The organism is Streptomyces sp. NPDC031466 (assembly GCF_055581265.1).
The window spans coordinates 424238-446115 of the sequence record NZ_JBVIJT010000003.1 but is presented as its reverse complement, the minus strand read 5'-3'; the positions used below and the strand labels follow the sequence as shown (position 1 = coordinate 446115).

Annotated in this window: 19 protein-coding genes and 2 pseudogenes; 7 read left to right on the top strand and 14 right to left on the bottom strand. The window is 72.0% G+C overall.

Annotated elements, in window-relative coordinates:
• Nucleotides 1-94: 94 nt before the first annotated feature.
• Entirely contained in the window at nt 95-1900 is a 1806-nt protein-coding gene (locus ACZ5GP_RS07980) for an AMP-dependent synthetase/ligase (RefSeq protein ID WP_468749976.1), read from the bottom strand.
• 184 nt (nt 1901-2084) lie between these two features.
• Between ACZ5GP_RS07980 and ACZ5GP_RS07975 the strand changes: the two genes are divergently transcribed.
• Nucleotides 2085-2837, top strand: a complete 753-nt coding sequence (locus ACZ5GP_RS07975) for a MerR family transcriptional regulator (RefSeq protein ID WP_468749975.1) — start codon at nt 2085-2087, stop codon at nt 2835-2837.
• Between the two features lie 39 nt (nt 2838-2876).
• On the opposite strand, the gene ACZ5GP_RS07970 is transcribed toward ACZ5GP_RS07975, so the two are convergent.
• From ACZ5GP_RS07970 to ACZ5GP_RS07955, 4 genes are all read right to left on the bottom strand, one after another.
• Nucleotides 2877-5048, bottom strand: coding sequence for a 3-hydroxyacyl-CoA dehydrogenase NAD-binding domain-containing protein (locus ACZ5GP_RS07970; RefSeq protein WP_468749974.1), 2172 nt, complete (start codon nt 5046-5048; stop codon nt 2877-2879).
• Nucleotides 5049-5291: 243 nt separating this feature from the next.
• The gene (locus ACZ5GP_RS07965; RefSeq protein WP_468749973.1) at nt 5292-6506 is read right to left on the bottom strand and encodes an acetyl-CoA C-acetyltransferase; all 1215 of its coding nucleotides are present in this window, start codon (nt 6504-6506) and stop codon (nt 5292-5294) included.
• 36 nt (nt 6507-6542) lie between these two features.
• Nucleotides 6543-7685 (bottom strand): acyl-CoA dehydrogenase family protein, encoded by a 1143-nt coding sequence (locus ACZ5GP_RS07960; RefSeq protein ID WP_468749972.1) that lies wholly within the window; start codon nt 7683-7685, stop codon nt 6543-6545.
• Nucleotides 7686-7746: 61 nt separating this feature from the next.
• Entirely contained in the window at nt 7747-8886 is a 1140-nt protein-coding gene (locus ACZ5GP_RS07955) for a CaiB/BaiF CoA transferase family protein (RefSeq protein ID WP_468749971.1), read from the bottom strand.
• A gap of 294 nt (nt 8887-9180) precedes the next feature.
• On the opposite strand from ACZ5GP_RS07955, the gene ACZ5GP_RS07950 reads away from it, so the two are divergent.
• The gene (locus ACZ5GP_RS07950; RefSeq protein WP_468749970.1) at nt 9181-10386 is read left to right on the top strand and encodes a saccharopine dehydrogenase family protein; all 1206 of its coding nucleotides are present in this window, start codon (nt 9181-9183) and stop codon (nt 10384-10386) included.
• A 207-nt stretch (nt 10387-10593) separates the two neighbouring features.
• Nucleotides 10594-10722 (top strand): annotated as a pseudogene (locus ACZ5GP_RS07945) (epoxide hydrolase); the annotation flags it as partial.
• A 66-nt stretch (nt 10723-10788) separates the two neighbouring features.
• On the opposite strand, the gene ACZ5GP_RS07940 reads toward ACZ5GP_RS07945, so the two are convergent.
• The 3 genes from ACZ5GP_RS07940 to ACZ5GP_RS07930 form a co-directional block, all read right to left on the bottom strand.
• Entirely contained in the window at nt 10789-11550 is a 762-nt protein-coding gene (locus ACZ5GP_RS07940) for a hypothetical protein (RefSeq protein ID WP_468749969.1), read from the bottom strand.
• A complete protein-coding gene (locus tag ACZ5GP_RS07935; RefSeq protein ID WP_468749968.1) occupies nt 11547-12023 on the bottom strand; it encodes a hypothetical protein in 477 nt (158 codons plus the stop codon). The genes ACZ5GP_RS07940 and ACZ5GP_RS07935 overlap by 4 nt, the downstream gene beginning before the upstream one ends.
• Before the next feature lie 125 nt (nt 12024-12148).
• Nucleotides 12149-13048: a GNAT family N-acetyltransferase gene (locus tag ACZ5GP_RS07930; protein ID WP_468749967.1), complete on the bottom strand. Its 900-nt coding sequence runs from the start codon at nt 13046-13048 to the stop codon at nt 12149-12151.
• A gap of 239 nt (nt 13049-13287) precedes the next feature.
• Between ACZ5GP_RS07930 and ACZ5GP_RS07925 the strand changes: the two are divergent.
• Nucleotides 13288-13932 (top strand): annotated as a pseudogene (locus tag ACZ5GP_RS07925) (HAD family hydrolase); the annotation flags it as partial.
• A 146-nt stretch (nt 13933-14078) separates the two neighbouring features.
• On the opposite strand, the gene ACZ5GP_RS07920 reads toward ACZ5GP_RS07925, so the two are convergent.
• Both ACZ5GP_RS07920 and ACZ5GP_RS07915 read right to left on the bottom strand, forming a co-directional pair.
• Nucleotides 14079-15533, bottom strand: a complete 1455-nt coding sequence (locus tag ACZ5GP_RS07920; RefSeq protein WP_468749966.1) for a glyceraldehyde-3-phosphate dehydrogenase — start codon at nt 15531-15533, stop codon at nt 14079-14081.
• 80 nt (nt 15534-15613) lie between these two features.
• Nucleotides 15614-16303 carry an endonuclease V gene (locus tag ACZ5GP_RS07915; protein WP_468749965.1) on the bottom strand — a complete coding sequence of 230 codons (690 nt, stop codon included), beginning with the start codon at nt 16301-16303 and terminating at the stop codon, nt 15614-15616.
• A gap of 71 nt (nt 16304-16374) precedes the next feature.
• Here ACZ5GP_RS07915 and ACZ5GP_RS07910 point away from each other — a divergent pair, with 71 nt between their 5' ends.
• Entirely contained in the window at nt 16375-16674 is a 300-nt protein-coding gene (locus tag ACZ5GP_RS07910) for a YciI family protein (RefSeq protein ID WP_468749964.1), read from the top strand.
• 55 nt (nt 16675-16729) lie between these two features.
• On the opposite strand, the gene ACZ5GP_RS07905 is transcribed toward ACZ5GP_RS07910, so the two are convergent.
• Entirely contained in the window at nt 16730-17836 is a 1107-nt protein-coding gene (locus ACZ5GP_RS07905) for a WD40/YVTN/BNR-like repeat-containing protein (RefSeq protein WP_468749963.1), read from the bottom strand.
• A 213-nt stretch (nt 17837-18049) separates the two neighbouring features.
• Here ACZ5GP_RS07905 and ssgD point away from each other — a divergent pair, with 213 nt between their 5' ends.
• Entirely contained in the window at nt 18050-18466 is a 417-nt protein-coding gene (gene ssgD / locus ACZ5GP_RS07900) for a spore wall synthesis regulator SsgD (RefSeq protein WP_468749962.1), read from the top strand.
• Between the two features lie 79 nt (nt 18467-18545).
• On the opposite strand, the gene ACZ5GP_RS07895 is transcribed toward ssgD, so the two are convergent.
• The 3 genes from ACZ5GP_RS07895 to ACZ5GP_RS07885 all read right to left on the bottom strand — a co-directional run bounded on the left by ACZ5GP_RS07895 (nt 18546) and on the right by ACZ5GP_RS07885 (nt 21306).
• A complete protein-coding gene (locus tag ACZ5GP_RS07895) occupies nt 18546-19379 on the bottom strand; it encodes an isocitrate lyase/PEP mutase family protein (protein WP_468749961.1) in 834 nt (277 codons plus the stop codon).
• Between the two features lie 84 nt (nt 19380-19463).
• A complete protein-coding gene (gene nadE, locus ACZ5GP_RS07890) occupies nt 19464-20318 on the bottom strand; it encodes an ammonia-dependent NAD(+) synthetase (RefSeq protein ID WP_468749960.1) in 855 nt (284 codons plus the stop codon).
• A 61-nt stretch (nt 20319-20379) separates the two neighbouring features.
• Nucleotides 20380-21306: an SMP-30/gluconolactonase/LRE family protein gene (locus ACZ5GP_RS07885; RefSeq protein ID WP_468749959.1), complete on the bottom strand. Its 927-nt coding sequence runs from the start codon at nt 21304-21306 to the stop codon at nt 20380-20382.
• Between the two features lie 94 nt (nt 21307-21400).
• On the opposite strand from ACZ5GP_RS07885, the gene ACZ5GP_RS07880 reads away from it, so the two are divergent.
• Nucleotides 21401-21853 (top strand): Lrp/AsnC family transcriptional regulator, encoded by a 453-nt coding sequence (locus ACZ5GP_RS07880; protein ID WP_468750163.1) that lies wholly within the window; start codon nt 21401-21403, stop codon nt 21851-21853.
• Nucleotides 21854-21878: the final 25 nt, after the last annotated feature.

The following is a 21878-nucleotide window of genomic DNA, read 5'->3' as shown; positions in this document are numbered from 1 at the left end:
CCCCTGACGCGCGCGAACCGACGGGACACCTTCCCTCACGGATTGCCGCGCACGCGGTGGCGCACGTCACATAGCGGGACTTCTCACATGCTGGTCAGGGGGTGTACAAGGCGTCGATCACCTGCTGGTACTTCTCGCGGACGACGCGGCGGCGCAGCTTCAGGGACGGGGTCAGCTCGCCGCTCGCGGGGCCCCACTCCCCGGCGAGGAGGCGGTGCCGCTTGATCTGCTCGGTGCGGTTCAGGCGGGCGTTGGCCGCTTCGACGGCGCGGCCGACCTCCTCCCGCACGGCCGGGTGGCCGACGAGGTCGCCCTCGATGCCGCGGGCGGCGGCCCAGGCGGGGGCCACCTCCGCGTCCAGGACGAGCAGCGCCACCAGGTAGGAGCGGCCGTCCCCGTGCACGAAGGCCTGACCGATCAACGGGTGTTCCTTGAGCGCGTTCTCCACGAGGGCGGGCGAGACGTTCTTGCCCGTGGAGGTGACGATCATTTCCTTCTTGCGGTCGGTGAGCCAGAGGAAACCGTCCGAGTCGACGCGGCCGATGTCGCCGGTCGCGAACCAGCCGTCCGCGTCGCGGGCCCGGTCGACGCCGCCGTCGGGCCGCAGATAGCCGTCGCACACCGTCGCGCCCCGCACCAGGATCTCGCCGTCCTCGGCGGTGCGGATCTCCAGGCCTTCGAGGGGACGGCCCACCGAGCCGAGGCGGAACGCGGCGGGGGTGTTGGTGGTGACCACGCCGGAGGTCTCGGTGAGTCCCCACGCGTCCATGATCACGATCCCGAAGCCGGCCCAGAAGCGGGTGACGTCCGGCGGCATCGGCGCCGAGGCACTCGCGGTCCACACCAGCCGGTCGAACCCGGCGAGGGTCAGGAGCGGGTCGAGCACCTCCAGCTTCGCCTTCTGGTACGCGGCACGCAGCGCCGCCGGTGGCTCCTCGCCGCGCTCCTGGCAGGCGACGTGCGCGCGGGCCGTCTCGTTCGCCGCCTCGATGGCGCGCCGCCGCTCCTCGGGCAGCCCGGCGAGCGCCGCCCGCACGGACGCGGCGAGCTTCTCCCAGACGCGGGGCACGCCGAAGAACTGGAAGGGGTGCAGCTCGCGGGCGGTGGCGGCCACCTCGCCGGGGTCGGCGCAGAGGTGGACGTGCGCGGCGCGCAGCACGGGGAGGTAGATGCTGAGCAGGCGCTCCGCGATGTGCGCGAACGGCAGATAGGAGATGTGCCCGACGTGTTCGGGGAAGTCGACGACCTTGTCCAGGGCGATGCCGCCGAGGAACACGTTGCGATGGGTGAGGCGCACGCCCTTGGGGTCGCCGGTGGTGCCCGAGGTGTAGACGACGGTGAGCGCGTCGGTCGGGCGGGTGGGGCGCCATGCCGTCTCGAAGGCGTCGGCGTCGAAGAGGCGCCCGCCGGTGGCGCGCAGGGAGCCGTAGGTGCGGTGCTCGCCGGCCTCGGCGGCCTCCACCACCACGAGGCGCTCCAGCGGGGAGTCGGCGTCGGCCAGCAGAGGCTCCCAGCGGGGTAGCTCGCGGGCGCCCTCGATGATCGCGAGGCGGGCGCGGCTGTGCCGGACGATGTGCGCGATCTGCCCGGGGGCGGAGGTGCCGTACACGCTGACGGGGACGGCGCCGAGGTGCGTCAGGGCGAGGTCGCTCAGCCAGTGCTCGGGGCGGTTGCCCATCATCATCAGGACGTGCTCGCCGCGCTCGACGCCGAGCGCACCGCAGCCGGCGGCGAGGACGGCGACCTCGCGCCGTGCCTCGCGCCAGGTGAGCGTCGACCAGGTGGCACCCGTGCGCCAGGAGAGGGCGGGCAGTCCGCCGTGGTCCTCGGCGTTGCGCAGCAGCAGGGCGGGGAGCGTGAGGTCGGCGGGGGCTTCGGGGAGTCGCGGGATCGTGGTCATGACCGCCTCCAGGTGCCGTCGGCAGGGCGTGTGCGGACGCGTGACGTGGGCGTGGCCGGGCGTGCGGCGGAGCAGCAACTGGCCCGGAGGGTTTCACAACCCTGGTGTGCCAGCAATACTGTTGGACCGGATCGGTGCGGGGGCCGCCCCGGGACCGAGGGAGACGCGGGGAGGGAGGCGGGCCATGACGACGGACACCGAGAGCGCGCCGACGCACGCCGAGGAGCCGACGTTCACGGTGGACGAGCTGGCCGCCCGCGCGGGCGTCACCGTCCGCACGATCCGCTTCTACGGCACCAGGGGCCTGCTGCCGCCGCCGGTGATCGGCCCGCGCCGCGTCGGGCACTACGGGCAGGACCATCTGTCCCGGCTCGCGCTGATCGAGGAGTTGCAGCACCAGGGCATGACGCTCGCCGCGATCGAGCGGTACCTGGAGCAGTTGCCCGCGGACCTGAGCGCGCACGACCTGGCCATCCACCGCGCCCTGGTGGCGAGCTGGGCCCCCGAGCCGGCCGAGGACGTCTCCCGCGCCGAGCTGGAGCGCAGGGCGGGCCGGCCGCTGTCCGGCGCGGACCTGGACCGCCTCGCCGCGATGGACGTCATCGCGTACGGGGAGGACTCCGGCACCTACCGGGTGGACCCGGGCCTGTTGCGGCTCGGGGTGCAGCTGCTCGGGGTGCCGATCGCGCACGAGACGATCCTGGCCGCCCGCACGGTCCTCCTGGAGCACACGCGCGAGGCCGCGCACGAGCTGACGCGCCTCTTCCGCGACGAGGTCTGGGACCCCTACCGGGAGCGGGAGGCCGATCCCGACCATGTGGCGGCGATGAAGTCGCTGTCCGCCCATATGCAGCCGATGGTCGTGCAGGCCCTGGTCACGGCGTTCCAGCGGTCCCTGAGGGAAGAGCTGAGGGAGGCGTTCCGCGCCGAGCGCTGAACGCCTCCCCTGCTCTTCGCCCCAGCTCGGCCGAAGGACTCAGGCGTCGCTGAACTTCTCGCCCCGTTCCGCTTTCTCGACCAGCAGCGCGGGCGGCGTGAACCGCTCTCCGTAGCGTTCGGCGAGTTCCCGCGCGCGTGCCACGAAGCCCGGCAGGCCGCCTTCGTAACCGTTGATGTACTGGAGCACGCCGCCCGTCCAGCCGGGGAAGCCGATGCCGAGGATGGAGCCGATGTTGGCGTCGGCGACCGACGTCAGGACGCCCTCCTCCAAGAGGCGCACGGTGTCGAGCGCCTCGGAGAAGAGCATGCGCTCCCGCATGTCCTCGAAGGGGATCTCGTGGCCGGGCTTGGTGAAGTGCTCGCGCAGGCCCGGCCAGAGCTTGCCGCGCTTGCCGTCCACGTAGTCGTAGAAGCCCGCTCCCCCGCTCCTGCCGGCCCGTCCGAACTCATCCACCATGCGGTCGATGACGGTGTCCGAGGGGTGGCCCGCCCAGGTGCCGCCCGCTTCCTCGACGGCCCTCTTCGCCTCGTCGCGGATCTTGCGGGGCAGGGTGAGGGTCAGCTCGTCCATCAGGGACAGGACCTTGGCCGGGTAGCCCGCCTGCGCGGCGGCCTGCTCGACGGAGGCGGGCTCGACGCCCTCGGCGACCATCGCGACGCCTTCGGTGATGAAGTGCCCGATGACACGCGAGGTGAAGAAGCCCCGGGAGTCGTTGACGACGATGGGCGTCTTGTTGATCTGGCGCACGAGGTCGAAGGCGCGGGCCAGCGCCTCGTCACCGGACCGCTCGCCCTTGATGATCTCGACGAGCGGCATCTTGTCGACGGGCGAGAAGAAGTGCAGGCCGATGAAGTCGGCGGGGCGCGTGACGCCCTCGGCCAGGGTGGTGATGGGCAGGGTGGAGGTGTTGGAGCAGAGCAGCGCGTCCGGCTCCACGATGTCCTGGATCTCCTGGAACACCTTGTGCTTGAGCGAGGTGTCCTCGAAGACGGCCTCGATCACGGCGTCGCAGCCGGCGAGGCCCCGCGGGTCGGCGGTGGGCGTGATGCGGGCGAGCAGCGCGTCCGCCTTCTCCTGGGTGGTGCGTCCGCGCTGGACCGCCTTGGCGCAGAGCTTCTCGGAGTAGGCCTTGCCCCTCTGGGCGGCCTCCGCGGAGACGTCCTTGAGGACGACCTCGATGCCCGCGCGGGCGCAGGAGTACGCGATGCCCGCGCCCATCATGCCGGCGCCGAGCACGGCGACCTTGCGGACGGTCCTCGGCTCGACGCCCTGGGGGCGGTTCGCGCCGGAGTTGACGGCCTGGAGGTCGAAGAAGAACGCCTGGATCATGTTCTTGGCGATCTGGCCGGTGACCAGCTCGGTGAAGTACCGCGCCTCGATGGTCAGCGCGGTCTCGAAGTCGACCTGGGAGCCCTCGACGGCCGCGGCGAGGATGTTGCGCGGGGCCGGGTAGGGGGCGCCCGCCGTCTGCTTCTTGAGGTTGGCCGGGAACGCGGGCAGGTTCGCCGCGAACTTCGGGTGGGCGGGGGTGCCGCCCGGGATGCGGTAGCCGGGCTTGTCCCAGGGCTGCTGCGACTCGGGGTTGGCGTCGATGAAGGCACGCGCCTTGGCCATCATCTCCTCGGGGCTGGCCGCCACTTCGTGGACGAGGCCGTTCTCCAGGGCGCGCTCAGGGTTGTACTGGGTCCCTTGGAGCAGCACCTTCAGGAGCGCGTCCGTGATGCCCATGAGGCGCACGGTGCGGGTGACGCCGCCGCCCGCGGGCAGCAGGCCGAGGGTGACCTCGGGCAGGCCGATCTTGGAGCCGGGGGCGTCCAGGGCGACGCGGTGGTGGGAGGCGAGGGCGATCTCGTAACCACCGCCGAGGGCGGCGCCGTTGATGGCGGCGACGACGGGCTTGCCGAGGGTCTCGATGCGGCGCAGCGAGCGCTTGATGGCGTTGCCCGTCTCGAACGCCTGCCGGGCGTTCTCCGGGCCGATCTTGATCATGTCCTTGAGGTCGCCGCCCGCGAAGAACGTCTTCTTGGCGGACGTGTAGATGATGCCGCGGATGGCGTCCTTCTCGGCCTCGGCGCGGTCGGCGATGGCCGCGATGGAGTCCTTGAACGCCTGGTTCATGGTGTTCGCGGACTGCTCGGGGTCGTCCAGCACGAGGGTGACGACACCGGTGTCGTCCTGTTCCCAGCGGATGGTGGTGCGCTCGGTCATGTCTGTGTCTCCGTGAGGTCTGAGGGGGCTCTTGGGGGCGGGTTCGGGGAGGGGGCCTGGGTCCGTGGCCGACTGTCCGCCGGTGGCGGCTGGGCGCGCAGTTCCCCGCGCCCCTGAGGCAGCGGCTTCGCCGCGCCTCATGAAGGCGCACGCAGTGCGTCCTTCAGGGGCGCGGGGAACTGCGCGAGCAACGACGGCGTACCCGCGGCCGGCGACGCACCCGAACCCCTACGGCGCTCAGCCCTACAGCCGCTCGACGATCGTCGCGATACCCATCCCGCCCCCGACGCACAGCGTGGCCAACCCGTACCGGAGGTCCCGCCGCTCCAGCTCGTCCACGAGCGTGCCGAGGATCATCGCGCCGGTCGCGCCCAGCGGATGCCCCAGCGCGATCGCGCCGCCATTGACGTTGACCTTGTCCAGGGAGAGCCCCATGTCCTTGACGAAGCGCAGCACGACCGCCGCGAACGCCTCGTTGATCTCCACGAGGTCGATGTCGTCGATGGTGAGCCCCGCCTTGGCGAGGGCCTTCCGCGTCGCCGGCGCCGGCCCCGTCAGCATGATCAACGGCTCGGAGCCGGAGACGGCCGCGGAGACGATCCGCGCCCGCGGAGCGATCCCGTACCGCTCGCCGACCTCCTTGGTGCCGACGGCGACCAGCGAGGCACCGTCGACGATGCCGGAGGAGTTGCCGGCGTGGTGGACGTGGTCGATCTCCTCGATCCAGTGGTATTTCTGCAGCGCGACGGCGTCGAAGCCGCCCAGGTCGCCGATGTCCTTGAAGGACGGCTTGAGCCCCGCGAGGGAGTCGGCGGTGGTGCCGGGGCGCATGTGCTCGTCGTGGTCGAGGACGACCAGGCCGTTGCGGTCCTTGACGGGGACGACGGACCGCGCGAAGCGGCCGTCCTTCCAGGCCGCGGCGGCGCGCTCCTGGGAGAGCGCCGCGTACTCGTCGACGTCGCGCCGCGAGAAGCCCTCGATGGTGGCGATGAGGTCGGCGCCGATGCCCTGCGGCGCGAAGCCCGTCTCGAAGTTGGTCATCGGGTCGTTGAACCACGCGCCGCCGTCGGAGGCCATCGGCACCCGGGACATCGACTCGACGCCGCCCGCGAGGACGAGGTCCTCCCAGCCCGAACGCACTTTCATCGCGGCGAGGTTGACCGCCTCCAGTCCCGAGGCGCAGAAGCGGTTCTCCTGGACGCCGGCCACCGTGTCGGGCAGTCCGGCGGCGATGGCGGCGATCCGCGCGATGTCGGAGCCCTGGTCGCCGACGGGCCCGACCACGCCGAGGACGATGTCGTCGATGGCCGCCGGGTCCAGGCCGGGGAACCGGGCCCGGATCTCGTGGATCAGGCCGACGACGAGGTCGATCGGCTTGGTGCCGTGCAGGGCGCCACTGGCCTTGCCGCGTCCGCGCGGGGTGCGGATCGCGTCGTATACGTATGCTTCGGTGGTCACGCGTGAGCCTTTCGGGGGTGTCCGGGGGAGGGCGGTTCAGCCGAGGACGGAACGGCCGATGATCTCCTTCATGATCTCGGTCGTGCCGCCGTAGATGGTCTGGATGCGTCCGTCGGTGAAGGCCTTCGCGACGCGGTACTCGCTCATGTAGCCGTAGCCGCCGTGCAGTTGCAGGCACCGGTCGGCGACGCGCTTTTGCAGCTCGGTGGCCCACCACTTCGCCATCGACGCGTGGACGGCGTCGAGTTCCCCGTTCGCGTGGTCGACGATGCACCGGTCGAGGAAGGCGCGGGTGACGGCGCACTCGGTGGCCATCTCCGCGATCTCGAAGCGGATGTGCTGGAGCTTGGCCAGCGGCCGGCCGAAGGCCTCGCGCTCCTTCACGTACGCGGTGGTGATCTCCAGGAGGTGCTCGGCGGCGGCGATCCCCGCGACGGCGATGCCCATGCGCTCCTGGGCGAGGTTCGTCATGAGGTGCACGAAGGCGCCGTTCAGCTCGCCGAGGAGATTCTCCTTCGGGACGCGTACGTCGTCGAAGAACAGCTCGGCGGTGTCCTGGGACTTCTGGCCGATCTTGTCGAGGTTGCGGCCCCGCTCGAAGCCCGCCGTACCGCGCTCGACCACCAGCAGGGACAGGCCGTGGGCGCCGCCCTCCGGGGAGGTCTTGGCGACGACGATGACGAGGTCGGCGAGGATGCCGTTGGAGATGAACGTCTTGGAGCCGTTGAGCACCCAGTGGTCGCCGCGGTCCTCGGCGCTGGTGCGGATGCCCTGAAGGTCGGAGCCCGCGCCGGGCTCGGTCATCGCGATGGCCGTGATCGTCTCACCGGTGCAGAAGCCGGGCAGCCAGCGGCGCTTTTGCTCCTCGGTGGCCAAGGAGGTCAGATAGGGGCCGATGATGTCGTTGTGCAGGCCGATCGCGAGCCCGGCGGCGCCCGCGCGCGTGAACTCCTCGGCGAGGACCGCGGAGTAGCGGAAGTCGGCGTTCCCGCCGCCGCCGTACTCCTCGGGGACGGCGAGCCCGAGGAGCCCCTGCCGGCCGGCGGCGAGCCACGCCTCGCGGGAGACGATGCCGTCCTTCTCCCACTGCTCGTAGTGCGGGAGCACCTCCTTGGCGAGGAAGGTCCGCACGGTCTCGCGGAACGCGTCGTGCTCGGCGGAGAAGATCTGCCGTTTCATCGGTACGTGGCCTCCTGGAGCCCTGTGCGGGCCGGCCCTCGGTGGTCAGCGGTCGCGGTCGTCATGGTTTCTCCGGCGGTGCGAGGGCCGGTACGTCCCAGTCGCGGGCGACCTCGGCGGTGTCGGCGCCCGGCCGCGCGGGGCCGGTGCGCACGCGTGTCGGGGTCGCGGAGAAGCGGGGCGCGGGGGCGGGCTGGGTGATGCCGCCGTGGTCGGTGAAGGTGCCGCGCGCGGCGAGGTGCGGGTGCGCGGGAGCCTCGCGCAGGGAGAGCACGGGTGCCACGCAGGCGTCGGAGCCCTCGAAGACAGTGGCCCAGTCCTCGCGCGTACGTTCCTTGAAACGCGCGGCGACGGCCTCGCGCAGCTCGTCCCAGCGGGCCAGGTCCTTGCGGGCGGGGGCCGCCTCGGCGAGGTCGAGCAGCGCGATGAACTCGTCGTAGAACCGCTGTTCCAGAGGGCCCACGGCCATGTAACCGCCGTCGGAGGTCTCGTAGGTGCCGTAGAAGGGGCAGCCGCCGTCGAGGAGGTTGGCGCCGCGCCGGTCCTGCCAGCCACCGGCCGCGAGCATGCCGTAGATCATCGAGGAGAGGTGCGCGGCGCCGTCGACGATCGCGGCGTCCACGACCTGCCCCGCGCCGTGGGCGCGGGCGTGGGTGAGTGCCGCGAGGACGCCGACGACGAGGTAGAGCGAGCCGCCGGCGTAGTCGCCGAGGAGGTTCGCGGGGATCGCGGGCGGCTCCCCCGCCTTGCCGATCATGCCCAGGGTGCCGGTGATCGCGATGTAGGCGACGTCGTGCCCGGCGCTCCGGGCGAGCGGCCCGTCCTGGCCCCAGCCCGTCATCCGGCCGTAGACGAGCGCCGGATTGCGCGCGTGGCAGGCCTCGGGGCCGACGCCGAGGCGCTCGGCCACGCCGGGTCGGTAGCCCTCGATGAGGACGTCGGCGCGCTCGACCAGGTCGAGGACCCGCGCCGGGCCGCCGTCCGCCTTCAGGTCGATGAGCACGGAGCGTTTGTTGCGGTTGGTGACGTCGTACGCCGGGTCGATCGCGAGGCCGCCGCCGTCCGGGCGGTCCACGCGTACGACGTCGGCGCCGAGGTCGGCCAGGAGCATGGCCGCGAACGGGCCGGGCCCGATGCCCGCCAGCTCCACCACGCGCACCCCGGCGAGCGGCCCGTCAAAGCCCTTGCCCGGCACTGCCATTGAGCCCCCAGTGCTATGACACAACTGATGTAACACCAGTGATGCTAAGAACGTGTTCCACTGTGCACAAGCCCCTGACGAGCAAGCGCTTAGCCAATCTTGGCCCCGCGAGGCCCGCAGGCGCGGGCGCCACCCCCTGGGGACGCACGCTAGCCTCGGCCACCCAACTGCCCCTGCGTACGGCGAAGAGGTGTCATGACCGGTCAGCACGGCGAAAACGGCGGGAGTCAGGCGGCGAACGGCGCGGAGGGGTCACCAAACCCTGCGAACGCGGCGCCGAGCAGTGCGAAGGAGGTGCCGAGCGGCGCGGAGAAGGCGGGCGCGCAGGACGATCGCGCGTACGACATCGTGCTCTTCGGCGCGACCGGCTTCGTCGGGATGCTCACCGCGGAGTACCTCGCCAGGCACGCGCCCGAGGGGCTGCGGTGGGCGATCGCGGGGCGCGACACGGGCAAGCTGGAGCGGCTGCGCGAGCGGCTGGCCGCAATCGTCCCGGCGTGCGCCGGCCTTTCGCTGGTGCACGCCGATGTGGCGGACCCCGCCTCCCTGCGGGAGCTGGCCGCTCAGGCGCGGGTGGTCGCCACGACCGTCGGCCCGTACCTGACGTACGGGCAGGAGCTGGTCGCCGCGTGCGCGGACGCGGGCACGGACTATGTGGACCTCACGGGTGAGCCCGAGTTCGTGGACCTGATGTACGCGCGGCACGACGCCCGCGCCCGGGAGACAGGCGCGCGGCTCGTGCACTCCTGCGGCTTCGACTCGGTCCCGCACGACCTGGGGGCGTACTTCACGGTGGGGCAGCTGCCGGAGGGGGTGCCGCTGCGCGTCGACGGGTTCGTGCGGACGAACGGGCGTTTCTCCGGCGGCACGTTCGCGTCGGCGCTCAATCAGTTCGCCCGGGCGCGGCAGATGATGGCCGCCGCCAAGGACCGGCGGCGCCTGGAACCGCGCCCGGTGGACCGCAAGGCGTACGCCCCGCCGAGCGCTCCGCGGTACGCGGGGGAGGTCGGCGCGTGGGCGCTGCCGCTGCCGACGATCGACCCCCGGGTGGTGCAGCGCTCGGCGCGGGCCCTCGATCGGTACGGGCCCGACTTCCGCTACCGCCACTACGCCGCCGTGCGGACGCTGCCGATGGCTCTCGGCGGCACGGTCGCCGTCGGCGGCCTGGCCGTCGCCGCGCAGCTGCCGCCCGTCCGGCGGTGGTTGTCGGACCGCCTCAAGTCCGGTGACGGGCCCCGGCAGGAGGTGCGGGACAAGGCGTGGTTCTCGGTGCGGTTCGTCGGCGAGGGCGGCGGCAAGCGGGTCTTCACCGAGGTCGCGGGCGGCGATCCGGGGTACGACGAGACCGCGAAGATGCTGGGCGAGTCGGCGCTGTGCCTCGCGCTGGACACCCTGCCGCCGATCGCCGGACAGCTCACCACGGCGGTGGCGATGGGCGACGCGCTGCTCGCGCGACTGCGGGCCGCGGGACTCACTTTCCGGGTGGCCTCGGTGCGCTAGCCTCTCCCGAAACCCATGCTCATGCTTCCGGGGCCCTCGTCGAGGGCCCGGGCGTCTTCGTCGGCCGCATCCGCGACCGCGACCGTCCGGTCCGGCGTGCCGTCAGTGATCACGACGTATCCCCGCGACATCGAGAAAGCGCGCTTCAACGCCGATCGACGCGAAAACTCCCGCTCGGTAGTATCCGCGCGCGTGGGCCCGGGGGGGCGCTTCCGCCAGGTCGTCCGATGGAGGTCGCCCGAAACCGGGGGATATTGCCCGTCGCTGGAGGTCCCCGAGTATTTCGTCGGGGACCTGCGGGACGGCCTCGCGGCGGTGCTGGCCGCTCATCGGTGAACGCGGCCGGGTGCCGGCACTCGATCACCGCTTGTTCCCGTTCCGCGAGATCAGCAGCCGGTCGTCCTACCGGGAACGGTTGTACACCTGCGCGCGGGTGGCGCCGTCCCTGTCGTCGCGCCGGAGCCTGTCCTCGCCCATCAGGGTCAGCGTCGAAGCTCTGCCGGGCGCGCACGCCGAGGGCGGCCTGCCCGAGGTCACCGTCGAACTGCGCAACCTGACGACGCCAGAGGTCACGGCGTCCAATCGCGCTTCGAACACGCAGCGGTATTCGCCTCCCCCCTCCTTTCTCCCGATTGCTGTCAGGGTCATCACCGTGTCGTCCACGTATCCCTGCCGGATCACCATCCTCCGGGTGTGGAGCCCCTCCCCGTTCTCGACGGTCTTCTCCCAAGTACCGAGGTACTTCTCCGGCAGCACGCCCGCCGGCTGGTGAGCCGGAGGCTGCTCCTCCACGCTCAAGCCCCCCTCATGGTGGACGTAGGCGCCGAAGGCAACGGCCATGACGGCGGCAGCCGTGGCCAAGATCAGTCCACGGCGTGGCCGTTCCCTGACCGGGAGCTTTACCGGCGCCGCCCCCAGGGTCACCAACGGGGACGGCGCGGACGGTGCGATGCCACCCGCCCTCTCTCCTCCCACCCTCTGCGCCGGCGCCTCGGCTTTCGCGTCTGCGGGCAGGCGGTACGCACGGATGCCGATGATCGCGGCGGCGGCCCTGCGCGTCAGCGTGAGGCCCTGCGCGAGGGGCAGGGCGCGAGCGTGGCTCGGGCGCCGGTCGACTCCGATCACGGCCGCGGCCGCGCGACGGAGCAGCGTGGGCCGGGTCATTCCGTGCTGCTCGGGCCCGCGGCCGGTCGCCGGGAGACAGGCCGCTCGGCCGGCGGCCCGGGCACCGGTGGTGGGGCGTCCTGCGGCTGGGAGACCTGCGGTGCGTCGGGGTCGCCGATCAGGACCCCCGCCAGCCGGGTGTGCTTGAGCTGGACGAGGATCAAGGGTGCCGACGCCCCGACGGCGAACGTCGCGAAGCCGCCGTCGATCTGGCCCCAGACCGCCATGAGCAGGGCCACCCCGGCTCCCATCACCATGTGCACCACGGCTGCGATGCTCTGGCCCGCGACATCGTAGAAGGCGCCGAAGGCGGGAGGCGGTTCCTCGGCCTCGCGCTGCTCGGAGAGCCTGAACTCCTGTCGCCGCAGGAGCCATTCGGTCATGCAGTCGTAGGCGTGCACGACTCCACGCACCGCTCCGCCTGCCGCCCCGATCAGAAGCAGACTCGCCGTGTCCACGTGCCCCCAGTCCATGCAGAGAGACTCAGACGGTCGACACAGAAGGCTACGGCCCGCCCCACGACATGAGAAGCCCACCCATGCCGCCAAGGGGCCCGACCTTCCCCTGGACCGGACCCCTCGGCGTGTGCTGTGCCTCGCTACGCCCCTTGGCCCTCCGGATGGAAATTGATGCGTTCCCTGACGACGGGGAAGCCGGCCTTGGTGAAGTTCGCGGCCATGGGGAAGTTGCCCTGGTCCGTCGCTCCGGTGACGAACTCCGCGCCCTGCTCGACGAGGAGGTGGGTGCACTCCGCGAGGAGGTCGTAGGCGTAGCCGTGACCGCGCTGTTCCGGGACGACTCCGATGAAGCCGATGGTCGGGCCGGAGGGGTTGTGGGCCGGGATGTGGATGCCGGCCAGGTCGCCCTCCGGTGTGTACGCGGTCTGCCACCACTCCCGTGGGGAGGGGCACCAGTGGAAGAAGTCGAGTTCCTCCTGGGCGGCCTGGTCGAGGCCGCCCTCTCCGATGGCCCTGAGAGCGTGGGCGTCCAGGGTGACGGAGTGGATGCGGCGCAACGCGTCAAAGAAGACCGTGTCGTCGGGTTCGGCGCTGAAGCGCAGGCGTCCGGGCCGCTCGGGCAGACCTCGTTCCGGGGTCCAGCGGTACAGGAAGCGTTCCACCAGGAGTTCGTACCCTGCGGCTCGTGCGGCGGCGAAGCGCGACTCGGCGGCGGCCCGCAGGTCGGTCTTCTCCCGCCAGCCGCCCGGCAGGTTGATCTCGAGTTCGACCTGCCAGGGAGCGGAGCGCAGGAGCTCGACGCCGGCCTCCTCCTCGCCGTCGGCCACGTCGAACCAGTTGATGTTCATGGGCTCCGGGTCGTCGGGGCCGCCCCACCACGCGCCGCGTGCGACGACCTCGCCGTCGCGCAGGGCGACACGCTTCCAGTCGGGACGGAACCGGGTGCGCCGGTGGCCCTCACGGGCGCCCAGGGGGTCGGGGAGTGCGTCGAAGAGATGGGCGTCGCTCGCGGAGAGCGCGCGGATGACCACTTCGGTCATGGATTCCTCCGGGATACAGGCTGCTCGGAGCGCTCCCGGTCAGAACTCACGAACCACGCCGGGACAGCGGAAAGAGGGAGCGCTGGAAAGGTGTGAACCGCACGGCACTCGCCTCCTTCCATCCGTCTCAGGGCGTGGAGCCACACCCTAAGCGGTCCCCCGCGGACCCGTCCACGGATTTCCTCGCGCGCAGACCCGCGAACTGACCGCCCGGGCAAGGCTGGTGGCATGATCGAGGCATGGCCGGTGAAGCCGCTCAGCCCGGAGCCGGGAAGTACGTCCTGTTCGATGTCGATGGCACGTTGATCGATGCCGTGGACAACCAGCGCCGGGTCTGGGGTGTGTGGGCGCGGCGATACGGGCTGGACCCCGATGCGGTCCATCAAGTGGCGTTGCGGACAAGGCCGATGGAGACCTTCGCGCGGGTCGCTCCGGACCGTGACCCGCGGGAGTGCCTGGCCGCGCTGCACCACCTGGAGGACGAGGATGTGCGGTCCGGTGTCTACACGGCCTTCGACGGTGCCTCCGAGCTGCTGGCCGCCCTGCCCAGCGGGTCCTGGGCGTTGGTGACGTCGAATTACGGGCACCGGGTGCGCGGACGCTTCGCCCGGACCGGGTTGCCGGTGCCGGATGTCATCGTGGACGCGGCCTCCGTCGCGGAGGGCAAGCCCTCACCTGTTCCGTATCTGGTGGCCGCCGAGCGGCTCGGTGCCGAGCCGGAGGACTGTCTGGTGATCGAGGACGCCCCCTCCGGGGTGCGGTCCGGGCTGCGGGCCGGCATGACGGTGTGGGGCGTCAACGCTCCCGTCGCCGTCGACGGCGTGCACCGTCACTTCGGGACCCTGCGCTCAGCGGTGCCCGACATTCTCACCTTCGCGTCCGGCATCTCGAAGTCCGCGGGCGACCGTGCGGGGCACACCGCGCCATGCTCGGCATCACCCACCCGCACGGCCTCCGGACCGCCATCGACCGCGAACCGCGCCTCCGCTGCCGCGAGCGGCGACGAAGGCGCGGGGCCACGGCCTCGGGATCAGGCGACCGGCACGGGATACGTCGGGTACTCCACCCCGGACACGTGCTGGACGACCCGGATGACCTGGCAGGAGTAGCCGAACTCGTTGTCGTACCAGAGGTAGAGGATCGCGTTGTCGCCGTCGACCTTGGTGGCGCCCGCGTCGACGATCGAGGCGTGGCGCGAGCCGATGAAGTCGTTCGAGACCGCGTCGGGGGCGCTGGTGAAGTCGATCTGGCGCTTGAGCGGCGAGGTCAGCGAGACGTTGCGGAGGTAGTCAAGGACCTCCTCGCGGGTGGCCTCGCGGCCGAGCGTGAGGCTGAGGATCGCGATCGAGACGTCCGGCACCGGGACGCGGATCGAGCTGCCGGTGATCGGCGCCTTGAGGTCCGGCAGCGCCTTGGCGACGGCGGAGGCGGCGCCGGTCTCGGTGATCACCATGTTGAGCGGCGCCGAGCGGCCGCGGCGGTCGGCCTTGTGGTAGTTGTCCAGGAGGTTCTGGTCGTTGGTGAAGGAGTGGATGGTCTCCACGTGGCCGCGCAGCACGCCGTACTCGTCGGCCATCGCCTTCAGCGGCGGGACGATCGCGTTGGTGGTGCAGGAGGCGCAGGACAGGATCCGCTCGTCGGGCTTGATCGTGTCGTGGTTGACGCCGTGCACGATGTTGGGCACGTCGCCCTTGCCCGGGGCGGTCAGGACGACCTTGTCGACACCGGGGCGCAGGTGCTTGGAGAGGCCCTCGCGGTCACGCCACTTGCCGGTGTTGTCGATGAGGATGGCGTTCTTGATGCCGTACGCGGTGTAGTCGACCTCCGTGGGGTCGTTCGCGTAGATCACCTTGATCTCGTTGCCATTGGCGATGATCTTGCTGTTCGCCTCGTCGACGGTGATGGTGCCCTGGAACTGGCCGTGGATGGAGTCGCGGCGCAGCAACGAGGCCCGCTTCACGATGTCCTCGGCGGCCCGCTCGCCTCCCCCACGTACGACGATGGCGCGCAGCCGCAGGCCGTTGCCGGAGCCGGCCTTCTCGATGAGCAGGCGGGCGACGAGGCGGCCGATGCGGCCGAAGCCGTAGAGGACGACGTCGCGGCCCTCACGGCACTCGATCTTGTTCTCACCGGTGGCGCCGGCGACCGCCTCGGCGGTGAACTCGGCCACCGACAGGCCGCGGTCGTCGCTCTTGTACGTCGCGGCGAGCATGCCGATGTCGATCTGGGACGGGCCGAGGTCGAGCGCGGTGAGAGCCTGCAGGAAGGGCAGCGTCTGGGTGACCGACAGCTCCTCGCCGGCGATCTGCCGGGCGAAACGGTGGGTCTTGAGGATGCTGACCACCGACTTGTTCACCAGGGAGCGGCTGTGCAGCAGGACCGTCACGTCCCGCTCGCGGTGCAGCTTCCCGATGATCGGGATCATCGACTCCGCGATCTCCTCGCGGTTCTTCCAGTTGGTGAACGAGTCGTCGTTGACAGTCACAGGTTTCTCTTTCGAGCTAGGCGGCGCTCATATGCTAACCCGCTGTTCATTTGATCGTTCACCCGGTCGCTCCACCGCTTTCACCTGGCCGTTTCCCGCAGAGCGGCCCGGCACAGCGCGTCCGCGCGGCGGGTGGTCTCCGGCAGCCGGTACCGGGGCGTGAGCCGCAGTGCGTGCGCGCACGCCCCGGCCTGCGTCACCCGGTGACCGGCCGAGACGAACACCGGCTTCACGCCCTCGCGGGTGCGCAGCGCCCGGCCCACCTCCTCCGTGCCGTCCAGCAGCGGTGCGGTGCTGCCCCGGGGCGCGGCCGGAGCCTCGTACGAGAAGGTGAAGGGGTTCTTCGCGACGCCCATCGTCGCCAGTCCCGTCAGGACGCCGAGGTGGCTCGCGAGGCCGAAGCGGCGCGGGTGGGCGACGCCGTAGCCGTCGCAGACGACGAGGCCGGGGTCGACCGTGAGCCGGGAGAGGGCGGCGAGCACGGCCGGGATCTCCCGGAAGGCCAGCAGGCCCGGCACGTAGGGGAAGGCCACGGTGCCGACCGCCGTCGCCTCCTCGACCACGTCGAGCGTCGCCGCGTCCAGCACGACCACGGCGGCCGCGACGACGTCCCGCTCGTCGTCGTAGGCGACGTCCACCCCGCTCACGTGTCCGGTGCCGGGCGGCGGGCCCTGCTCGTCGAGGACCACGCGGGCACGCAACTCGTCCTGGACGGCGCGCGCCGCCGCCTCGTCGGTGGGCCAGTCGGCGGGAAGCGAGTAACTGATCATGATGCGCGTCAGCCTAGTGGGGCGCCACGCGGGGCCGACCGGAGCTTTTCGACGGGGGTAGCCTCGCGATCATGTTCATTCTCGAATTGACCTACACCGCGCCCCTGTCCGCCGTCGACGAGCAGCTGGCCGCCCATGTGGCGTGGCTCGACGAGCAGTACACGACGGGGACGTTCATCGCCTCCGGGCGCAAGAACCCGCGCGACGGCGGCGTGATCATCGCCGTGGCGGAGGACCGCGCGCGGATCGAGGAGATCACCGCCGCGGACCCGTTCGTCGTGGCCGGGGTGTGCGCGTACCGGATCACCGAGTTCTACGCGACCAAGACGGCCCCGGAGTTGGCGCCCTACCGCGAGCAACTGCCCGCGTAGCCGCGGCCGGGGCGGCGCCCCTTCGGTCTCCAGGGGTTCAGCGCTCCAGGCCTGTTCAGCGCTCCAGGCGGGCGATCCGCCCCTTCTCGCCGGACGCCCAGCAGCCCCGGTCCCGGGCGCAGTCCACGGTGTCGAACGACCCGGGGTCGACCGTGCGCCAGGTCCGCCCGCCGTCCGAGGTGAGGTCCGTGCCCGTGGGGCCGACCGCGAGGGCGGTGGTGCGGCTGTGCGGCAGCCAGGTCACGCCCGAGCGGTAGGCGGGCGGCGGCTGCCCGGACGGGGTCCAGGCGCGGCCGCCGTCGCGGGTGTGCGCCGCCGTCTTCGGCGAGGCCTGGTCGGGGCGGTAGTCGCCGCCGACCGCGAGGCCGTGCGTACGGTCGCGGAAGGCGACCCCGAAGACACCGCGGGCCGGGTCGCCGGCGGGGATCGGCGCGTCGGTGGCCCGCCAGGTCAGGCCCCGGTCCGCGGAGTGCAGGACGCGCGCGCGGGCCGCGCCGCCGGTGGCCAGCCACACGTCGCGCGGCCCGGCGGCCACCAGGCACTGGCCGCTCGCCGCGAACGCCGCCTCGCCCTCCTGCGCCCGGGGCATGCCCGTGTTCGGCAGCACCTTCCAGGAGCGGCCGCCGTCGGCGGTGGACAGGACGCGGTACCTGCCGTCGACCGGGTCGCTCAGCGCCAGGCCGTGGCGGGGGTCGAAGAAGGTCACGCAGTCGTAGAAGGCCTTGGGGTCGGTGTTGCGGAAGGACTCCGTCCAGGTCGCGCCGCCGTCGTCGGTCCGCAGCACCCTGGACGCCTCGCCCTCGCCGATGGCGAGGACGACCGCCCGCCGGGCGTCGAAGGCCTCCACGTCCCGGAGTTCGAGCGCGGCGCCGCCCGGTGGGGAGACATCGCGCCAGGTCCTGCCGCCGTCCGACGTGCGCAGCACGGTCCCCTTCGAGCCGGCCACCCAGGCCGTGTCCCGGCTGACGGCGGCGAGGCCCCGGAAGCGGGCGTCGGTGCCGCTGTCCTTGAGCCGCCAGCTCGGGGCCCCGTTCGGCGTCTGCCCCGGGCCGTCCGGCCGGGCGGTGGCGGGCGAGGCGAGGACGCCCGCGGCGAGCGCCGCCGCGCACACCGCCGTCGGCACCGCGCGCCTCATCGACTTCGACTTCCCCATGGGCCTCATGGCGGGCGAAGCTAGCCGACGCGCCGCGGCTCGTCCAGATGGCCTGAAGGCGTCCCCCGCGAGACGGGCGGCGGGAACCGCGGGCGCTCCCACGGTGTCGCGGTGACAGAGGTCACTCGGTCTCACCCTCCTCGCGTGTGCACGGAACCCGTCTTTCCGTCGTCTATCCAAGTGCCGACCCCAGTCGTCCAGCAGTCAGTGAGGGAGCAGGCGTTGTCCACCGTCATCGAGCAAGCCGTAGAGGCCCGCCTGGTCGCCACCGCGCCGCGGATGCCGACCATTCCCGCGACACTCCACTACGACCGGCGGGACCCCTTCGCCGTGCGGATGAGCTTTCCCGCTCCCGCGACCCTGGAGGGCGTCGAGGTCTACTGGACCTTCGCCCGCGAGCTGCTCACCGACGGGGTGGAGCGCGCGGTCGGCCACGGCGACGTGCGGGTGCGCCCGTACGGCTTCGACCGCACGGTCCTGGAGTTCCACGCGCCCGAGGGCACGGCGATCGTCCACATCCGCACCGGGGAGCTGCGTCACTTCCTGCGCCGCACGACGACGCTGGTGCCGGTCGGCCAGGAGTACCGGCACGTCGACCTGGACCAGGACCTCGCGGAGCTGATGCGGGACGCGTGCTGAGGGAGGCACACGCGCCGGCCTCCCTCAGCCGGTCGCCCCGGCCCGTGCTCCCTCGGACCTGCCCCTCCCCCGCGCTCCCTCAGCCGCCGAGCAGCGTGTTCAGCTCCCCGTGGTCGAGCCCGCCCTCCAGCGGCCCGTACGTCCCCTTCGCCAGCAGTTCCAGCGCGGCTTCCCGTACGACGGCGTGCGCGGCCCGGGCGATTCCCGCGCCGACGCTGACCCGCGCGACCCCGAGCGCGGCCAGCTCCGCGACGGACGGCGCCCCTGGTCCGGCCGTCACGTTGAGCGGGCCCCCGACGCCCGCGACCAGCGCCGCGAGTGTGTCGGGGTCCACGACGCCCGGCACGAAGATCCCGTCGGCCCCCGCCTCCAGATAGGCGGCGGCGCGCTCCAGGGTGAGCGCGAGCCGGTCCGTCTCCCGACCCACCGCGCGCAGATAGGTGTCCACGCGTGCGTTGATGAACAGCGGGACCCCCGCCGCGTCCGCCGTCTTGCGGGCCGTCTCGAGCCGCGCCGTCTGGCCGGCCAGCGCGCGCAGCGGCGCGGCGCCCTCGTGCGCCGCGTCCTCGATGTTCACGCCCACGGCGCCCGCGGCGAGGACCCCGCGCACCGTCTCGGCGACGCCCGCCGCGTCCGTGGCGTAGCCGCTCTCGATGTCGGCGCTCACGGGCACGCCCACCGCCGCGGCGATCGTGGCCACGGCCCCCAGAGCGCGGTCCCTGCCCAGCCGGTCACCGTCCGCGGCGCCGAGGTCCCAGGCGACGCCCGCACTGGTGGTGGCGATCGCCCGGGCACCCGCCGCCTCGATGACCCGGGCGCTCGCGGCGTCCCAGGCGTTGGGCAGCACGAGGGGACGGCCCGCGGTGTGCAGGGCACGGAAGGCGAGGGCGGCTTCACGGAGGTGGGTCGTCATGCGGCGTACTCAACCAGCGCCCCTGAACGGCGTCTGGCAGAAATCCGACATCATCGTGAAGGGCCCGGGGTGGCCCCGGGGTGTTCAGGGCGCAATCGGCAGTTCCCGCTTGTGCGCGGTCAGCCGGTACCGCTGGATGATCTTGGTTGCGACGGTCTCGTCGACCGGCTCGCCCTCCAGGAAGGCGTCGATGTCGTCGTAGGTGACGCCGAGCGCCTCCTCGTCGGACAGGCCCGGGTTCAGCGACTCCAGGTCCGCCGTCGGGACCTTGTCCACCAGGGCGTCCGGTGCGCCCAGTTCCCGTGCCAGGGCGCGGACCCGCCGCTTGGTGAGGCCGGTGAGCGGGACGACGTCCGCCGCGCCGTCGCCGAACTTGGTGAAGAAGCCGGAGGCCGCCTCGGCCGCCTGGTCGGTGCCGACCACGAGGCCGTTGTGCGCCCCCGCCACCGCGTACTGGGCGATCATGCGCTGGCGGGCCTTGATGTTGCCGAGGACGAAGTCCTGGTGGTGGGCGTCACGGAAGAGCGCGCCGCCCGTCACCACCGCTTCCAGCGCGGCATCGGAGGCGGGCTTCACGTCGACGGTCAGGATCTTGTCCGGCCGGATGAAGTCCAGTGCCGCCCGGGCGTCGTGCTCGTCGGCCTGGGCGCCGTACGGCAGCCGCATGGCGAAGAACGTCGCCTCCTGCCCGGAGTCGGCGCGGACCCGCTCGACCGCGAGCTGGCACAGCCGCCCCGCGGTCGTGGAGTCCACGCCGCCGCTGATGCCGAGCACCAGGGAGCGTAGGCCGTTGGAGGTCAGCTGGTCGGCCAGGAAGGCCACGCGGCGCTCGATCTCCTGCCGCACGGCGAAGTCCTTGCTCACCTGGAGGGCCCGGGCGATCTCCTGCTGCGGGGAGGCGGTCTCCTGCCGCGGGGAAAGGGACGCACGGTCGGTCATGGTCGCTCCTGCTGTCGTTCCTGCTCTTGTCTGCGGTCGGGATGGGAAGGGTTCCCCCGCGTCAGCACCGTACGCGCGGCAGTCCGGTGACCGCTGTCACCAGCGAGTACAGCGAGGTCGACGCGGTGATGAACAGCCGGTTGTTCTTGGGGCCGCCGAAGGCGATGTTCGAGACGGGCTCGGGGATGTTCAGCCGGCCGATGAGCGTCCCGTCCGGGTCGTAGCAGTGCACGCCGCCCGCGATGGCCGCCGCCCACAGCCGGCCCCCGTCGTCGAAGCGAAGGTTGTCGAAGCGGCTGACGCCGTCCGTGGCCTCGGCGAAGACCTCTCCGTCGGACAGGGTCCCGTCCTCGCGCACGTCGAAGACGCGGATGACGCCGCCGCGGGTGTCCGAAACGTACAGCTGCCGCTCGTCGGGCGAGAAGACGAGTCCGTTCGGCGCCTCGAAGCAGTCCGCGACCAGACGCACCTCGCCCGTGCCGGGGTCGATGCGGTAGACGTTGAGGCCGTCCTGCTCCCGCTCGGCGCGATGGCCTTCGTAGTCGCTGGTGATCCCGAAGTCGGGGTCGGAGAACCACACCGAGCCGTCGGAGCGTACGACGGCGTCGTTCGGGCTGTTGAGCCGCTTGCCGGCGTAACGGTCGGCGAGCACGGTGATCCTGCCGTCGGGCTCGGTGCGGGTGACCCGGCGATTGCCCTGCTCGCAGGTGATCAGCCGGCCCTCGCGGTCCAGCGTGTTGCCGTTGCTGTGTCCGGCCGGGGAGCGGAAGACGGACACGGCGCCGGTCGCCTCGTCCCAGCGCAGCATCCGGTCGTTGGGGATGTCGCTCCAGACGAGCTGGCGCCAGGCGGGGAGGTAGAGGGGGCCTTCGGCCCAACGGCAGTGGTCGTACATCTTCTCCAGGCGGTCGTCGCCGTTCGCACACCCCCCGGTGCGGAACCGCTCGTCCAGGATCTCGTACAGCTCGGTGTCGGCGGAACCGGACATGCTTACTCCCGCTTGCTCATATTCTGAACTGTATTCGGCTTCGTCGGACTATGCCAGAACCGCATATGGTGGCGCCATGGGACCGGGGAACGACATGGACGACATCGACCGCAAGCTGCTCGCGGTGCTCCAGCAGGACGCGACCACCGCGTACGCCGCGCTCGGCAAGGAGGTCGGCCTGTCCGCGGGGGCCGCCCATGAGCGGGTGCGCAAGCTGCGGGAGCGGGGCGTCATCCGGCGCACCACCATCGACGTGGACCCGGCCGCGCTCGGGCGTGGCGTACTGGCCTTCGTCATGGTCGAGTCGAACGCCTGGATGGGGAACTCGGCCGAGGCCTTCGCCGCGATCCCCGAGATCCAGGAGGCGCATGTCATCGCGGGCAGCGCCTCCGTCCTGGTGAAGGTGCGCGCGGCGACGACGGAGCAGCTCCAGGACGTGCTGCGCAGGCTGTACGCCATCGACGGCGTGAGCGGCACGCAGGCCACCGTGTCGCTGGAGACCTTCTTCGAGCGCCCGGTCCCGCCGCTCCCGCCGGCTTCGCGCTGACGCGGGGCGGCGATAAAACGTTGAC

Bases quoted from the DNA above. Each gene is read 5' to 3' on its own strand.
- nadE (WP_468749960.1), bottom strand. From the start codon at position 20,318: ATGACCGACCGTGCGTCCCTTTCCCCGCGGCAGGAGACCGCCTCCCCG.
- ACZ5GP_RS07940 (WP_468749969.1), bottom strand. From the start codon at position 11,550: ATGACCCGGCCCACGCTGCTCCGTCGCGCGGCCGCGGCCGTGATCGGA.
- ACZ5GP_RS07880 (WP_468750163.1), top strand. From the start codon at position 21,401: ATGGACGACATCGACCGCAAGCTGCTCGCGGTGCTCCAGCAGGACGCG.
- ACZ5GP_RS07910 (WP_468749964.1), top strand. From the start codon at position 16,375: ATGTTCATTCTCGAATTGACCTACACCGCGCCCCTGTCCGCCGTCGAC.
- ACZ5GP_RS07980 (WP_468749976.1), bottom strand. From the start codon at position 1,900: ATGACCACGATCCCGCGACTCCCCGAAGCCCCCGCCGACCTCACGCTC.
- ACZ5GP_RS07915 (WP_468749965.1), bottom strand. From the start codon at position 16,303: ATGATCAGTTACTCGCTTCCCGCCGACTGGCCCACCGACGAGGCGGCG.
- ACZ5GP_RS07885 (WP_468749959.1), bottom strand. From the start codon at position 21,306: ATGTCCGGTTCCGCCGACACCGAGCTGTACGAGATCCTGGACGAGCGG.
- ACZ5GP_RS07895 (WP_468749961.1), bottom strand. From the start codon at position 19,379: ATGACGACCCACCTCCGTGAAGCCGCCCTCGCCTTCCGTGCCCTGCAC.
- ACZ5GP_RS07975 (WP_468749975.1), top strand. From the start codon at position 2,085: ATGACGACGGACACCGAGAGCGCGCCGACGCACGCCGAGGAGCCGACG.
- ACZ5GP_RS07935 (WP_468749968.1), bottom strand. From the start codon at position 12,023: ATGGACTGGGGGCACGTGGACACGGCGAGTCTGCTTCTGATCGGGGCG.
- ACZ5GP_RS07955 (WP_468749971.1), bottom strand. From the start codon at position 8,886: ATGGCAGTGCCGGGCAAGGGCTTTGACGGGCCGCTCGCCGGGGTGCGC.
- ACZ5GP_RS07960 (WP_468749972.1), bottom strand. From the start codon at position 7,685: ATGAAACGGCAGATCTTCTCCGCCGAGCACGACGCGTTCCGCGAGACC.
- ACZ5GP_RS07930 (WP_468749967.1), bottom strand. From the start codon at position 13,048: ATGACCGAAGTGGTCATCCGCGCGCTCTCCGCGAGCGACGCCCATCTC.
- ACZ5GP_RS07905 (WP_468749963.1), bottom strand. From the start codon at position 17,836: ATGAGGCCCATGGGGAAGTCGAAGTCGATGAGGCGCGCGGTGCCGACG.
- ACZ5GP_RS07970 (WP_468749974.1), bottom strand. From the start codon at position 5,048: ATGACCGAGCGCACCACCATCCGCTGGGAACAGGACGACACCGGTGTC.